Origin of the sequence: Schlesneria sp. (genome assembly GCF_036405755.1) — a bacterium.
Taxonomy (GTDB): domain Bacteria; phylum Planctomycetota; class Planctomycetia; order Planctomycetales; family Planctomycetaceae; genus Schlesneria; species Schlesneria sphaerica.
This window is the reverse complement of record NZ_DASWWZ010000299.1, coordinates 1-4,624: the sequence shown is the minus strand read 5'-3', so window position 1 is coordinate 4,624 and position 4,624 is coordinate 1. Positions and strand designations below refer to the sequence as shown.

The 4,624-nt window shown below is 58.3% G+C and carries 3 protein-coding genes and 1 pseudogene; all 4 read left to right on the top strand.

Annotation, left to right across the window (positions count from 1 at the left end; all coding sequences use genetic code 11):
* Nucleotides 1-699: GH32 C-terminal domain-containing protein (locus tag VGE80_RS10480; protein ID WP_440592626.1), on the top strand; the 699-nt coding region annotated here is incomplete at its 5' end.
* Between the two features lie 301 nt (nucleotides 700-1,000).
* Nucleotides 1,001-1,762, top strand: a complete 762-nt coding sequence (locus VGE80_RS10475; RefSeq protein ID WP_440592625.1) for an alpha/beta hydrolase — start codon at nucleotides 1,001-1,003, stop codon at nucleotides 1,760-1,762.
* Between the two features lie 116 nt (nucleotides 1,763-1,878).
* A complete protein-coding gene (locus tag VGE80_RS10470) occupies nucleotides 1,879-3,915 on the top strand; it encodes a redoxin domain-containing protein (RefSeq protein ID WP_440592624.1) in 2,037 nt (678 codons plus the stop codon).
* Nucleotides 3,916-3,938: 23 nt separating this feature from the next.
* Nucleotides 3,939-4,624 (top strand): annotated as a pseudogene (locus VGE80_RS10465) (RND transporter); the annotation flags it as partial.

Here is a 4,624-nt window from a genome sequence, read left to right as displayed (position 1 = left end):
GTCGATGGCGATGCGACCCGGAAGAAATGGGTTCTGACGGCAGCGAACAGCGTCTATGCCGTTGGCGATTTTGACGGTCGAACGTTCGCGGCCGATTCGAGCCGCGTCAAAGATGTACAGGGGATTGGTTTCTACGCCGCCCAGACGTTCAGCGATCTTCCCGGTGGCAAACGGATCCAGATCGCCTGGATGCAGGCCCCTTCACCGGGAATGTCATTCAATCATCTCCAGACACTTCCCTGCATCTTAAGTCTGGTATCAACGCCCGACGGTCCGCGACTGTCGCGGACTCCGGTTCCAGAACTGGTGACGCTGCGCGATGGACCCAATCAGGCCGATAAACTTTCCACTTTCAGATCCGAGCTGATTGAACTCATCGCGGAATGGGAACCGAATACGGCGGAAACGGTCGAGTTTCAGATTCGTGGTGCGAAAATTCAGTACGACGCCGGGAAGCAGGAAATTGTCGTGAATGGCCACCGCGCAGCAGCGCCGCTTGTCGGGGGCAAACAACGCGTGCAGATCTTCACCGATCGGACCGCACTGGAAGTTTTCGCCAGTAACGGTGCCACCTACGTGCCGGTACCGTTTATCGCCAAGCAGGACGACCAGGCGGTATCGGTCCAGTCGAACGGCCAGCCAGCAAAGCTCAAGTCGCTGGAAGTCTATCGATTGAAATCCGCCTGGAGCGGAAAGTAGTGCAAGGGTGAGGTCGGGGCCCAATCCGCGCCGAAACCGGTCCGGACCAGTCCAGACCAGTCCGGTGGCCACCGGGCCTTTGCCCCAGTTCCCCGATCGAGCTATCCCCCTGGACCTGCATCGTCCCCCCGGGTCGACCTTCCGCTCGCCGAAACGGCCGTGGACACGGCCGACAGGAAAGGATGCAGGCAATGACCAGGGGGGTTGTGCAAGGCCCGAAATCCGCTGGGAAGGCACCGTTGCTTTTGTGGTGGACGGGAAAAGTTCTTTTTGCGGAAGATCCTTGGGATACGGAAATCCAATGACCAGTTTACTCGACCTGCCGGCCGTGAGCGGATGCTACCTCTTTCCTCAAAGTCGCACCGTCCGCAAAGCGTGGATGGTTCCCGTCGATGGAGCGGAACTCGCCTGTGTTCACCATGTCATCGACCCGGCGCGACTGACGCTGATTCATTTCCATGGCAATGGAGAAGCCGTGGCCGACTATGTCCCCTGGATGGCGGAAGAACTCGCAGCACAGGGACTGAACTCGCTGTTTGTTGAGTACCGCGGCTACGGAGCCTCCACCGGTGAAGCACAGCTTGTCGCCATGCTCGGTGACGGCGAAGCGGTGATGAAAGCGGCGGGACTGACTCCTGAACGAGTCATCGCCTTCGGGCGGTCAATCGGCTCGCTGTACGCGATCGAACTTGTCCATCGGCAACCGACCACGGCGGGGTTGATCCTGGAAAGCGGAATTGCCGAACCGGCCGAACGGTTTCTCAAATACGCCGACCTCAGGGGGACGGAGTTGACGCCGCAGGATGTGATGGACGAAGCCCGACGCCACTTTCATCACCGACAAAAGCTGTCAGGGTATCGAGGCCCGGCGTTGCTTTTGCACACCGTCAACGACGGAATGGTCGAAATTTCCCATGCGGAACGCAACCTGGAATGGCTGGCAGGCGATCAGAAAAAGCTGATTCGATTTTCCGCAGGGGACCATAACCGGATCATGGAATGCAACGCACAAGCTTACTTTGATGAAATCGGTGAGTTTGTGAAATTGCTGGAAATCGGATAACAGTGATGGACCACGAGACACAGTGACTTGATCCTGCGGCGTGATGCAGAGTCTTGATTCACCGTCGTTCGAGTCCCCCTCGGGCTCAGTAAGTTGGGTGTCAGAAGGACCGGAAAATGTCACGATTCTGTTGCCTGTCGCCATGGATGTTGTGCCTTGGAGTTTTCATCAACGTCGCCGGGGGTGAGGATCGCGTTGCTCTGCCGGGAGCCGGGCTGACGATCCCTGCTTTCAGCCTGACCGATCTCAGCGGAAATGCCGTCAAAGTCTCTCCGCGAGAGAAGGCCCGGCTGACGGTCGTCTGTTTCCTCGGAACGGAATGCCCGCTCGCACGACTCTACGCACCACGTCTCAGTCAGTTGGAGAAAGAGTTCTCGGCGCAGAAAGAGGCCGATCGGCCGCTGGTCCGCTTCATCGGGGTCAACAGCAATTCGCAGGACTCTCAGGAAGAAGTCTCCGCCTTCGCGAAGGAATACGGAGTCACCTTTCCGCTGTTCAAAGATCCGCTCAATCAAGTGGCCGATCTGTTCGGTGCAAAGCACATGGCGGAAGTGTTCGTCCTCGACGAGGATTTCGCTGTTCGCTATCGAGGGCGGATCGACGATCAGTACCAGCCGGGCGTTTCCCGTGGGCAACCGACACGGCAAGATCTGCGTGTCGCCATTGAAGAACTGCGGGACCGAAAACCTGTAAGTGTCCCCCAAACCGAAACGACTGGCTGCCTGATTGGGCGCGTGAAGATTCCGAAGTCCCCTTCGCCAGACCAACCCGCGGTGACTTACTGCCAGGAAATTACCCGCATCCTGAACCAGCATTGCGTCGAGTGCCACAGGCCCGGCGAGATTGCCCCGTTCTCGCTGACCGACTATGAAGAAGTCAAAGGGTGGGGCGAGACAATTCTCGAGACGATCGCTGCCGGCAGGATGCCGCCGTGGAATGCCAATCCGGAATACGGGCACTTCCGCAATTCACGCTTGATGCCGGAATCAGATCAGAAACGGATTCGGGAGTGGGTGGAAGCCGGAATGCCTTACGGCGATGAGTCACAGCTTCCCCCGCCTGCGGAATTTCGTGACGGATGGCAACTGTCGCGGGAACCGGACCTCGTGCTGAAAATGCGGGACAAGCCGTTTAAGGTCCCGGCCATTGGAACGGTCGAGTATCAATACTTCGTGGTCGATCCGCATTTTGAAGAGGACCGCTGGGTCTCGGGGGCGCAGGTCATTCCCGGCAACCGACCGACCGTTCATCACTGTATTGTCTTCGTACGACCACCCGATGGGACCGACGTACGCGGCGTAGGATACGTGACCGGGTACGTCCCGGGGCAGCGCAGCTTTACCATGGCACCGGGATACGCCCGCCGTGTTCCCGCCGGGTCCAAACTTGTCTTCCAGATGCATTACACCCCCAACGGAGCCCCGCAGGAAGACCTGACTCAGATCGGATTGACATTCATTCCCGAGTCGGAAGTGACCCACGAGGTTTTCACCCTGCTGGGGATCGATCAGGAGTTCGAGATTCCGCCTCATGCGGCCGACTTTGCAGTTCATTCCAGCGTTAGCTGGTTCCCTAAACGGGCTGAGCTGCTCGCGATCGTCCCGCACATGCACGTCCGGGGAAAAGCAATTCAGGTGGCAGGTCGACGCGGGGACTCCGTCCAGACTCTGCTGGATGTCCCGCGCTACGACTTCAACTGGCAGCATGTCTATGAACTGACCACGCCACTGAAGCTGGATCAACTCGACGAATTGATGTTTACGGCCCACTTCGACAATTCAGCGGGGAACCCAGCGAATCCGGATCCCTCACAGACCGTAACGTGGGGAGACCAGACGTGGGAAGAAATGGCAGTGACCTTCTTCGAAGTCTCTGAGCCACGGGATTCTCAACAGGAGAGCGAGCCTCGGGCGAGCAAGCGGAAGCTGATCGTCAAATCGGCATCGGAAAAAGTCGACACGCAATCGGTGGAACAATTTGTGACCGATTTCTTTAAGCGGTTCGACAAAAATCAGGACAGTGTCGTTGAGAAACACGAAACTCCGCTCGGCTTCCGCAGGTACGCGTTCTATCAGTATGACAGCAATGCCGACGGAAAACTGAGTCGTGAAGAGATTCGGTCCGCAGCAGAACGGGGCCGGCCTCAACGATAGAGCACACGGAACGAGGGTCTGGATTGTCAATTTCGCATAGCTTCGGACGCTCGACCGCCTGGATTGTCGATCGCCCCATCTGGGCCATACTGATCCTGGTCCTGATCACTTCCGTCGCCACGGTGGGCTACATCGACCCTGACCTTGTCAGGAATCTTTTCCTGCCGAAGCCCGTCGTAAACGAAGCGCCAGCCGCCCCCCCGGCGGCACCGGCCGAGCAACCGGTTGTGAAACCCCGTCCGCAGGTCGAAGCACTGGACCTCACCCGGTCCGATGCAATCCTGGTCATTGAGTCTGATTCGATCTTTACACCCGCGGGCGCTCAGGCCCTGCGTCACATGGTCCAGTCACTCGAGTCACTTCCGTACGTCTGGAAGGTGCTGTGGATGGACCGGGTTCCTGTGCTCAATATCTTCGGTCTGCGCGAACCCCTTTTTCCCCACTCACAGGCCTCGCCGGCCCGGTTTGCCGCTGCCCGTGAGCATGCTTTGGCGAATCCCCTGGTGAAAGGGCAGTTGCTGTCGCCAGACGGTCGAACATTGATTGTGCTCGTCAATTTTGACTGGCTTTACATCACCAGCGACGATGACTGCACGGTCAACCTCAGGCGGGCCGCCGAACAGGCGTTGGCGGAATTTCCGGAAGTCAAATTCACAGTGGCGGTGACGGGACAAGTCCCACTCCGGCTGACGATGGAGCAGACCCATGA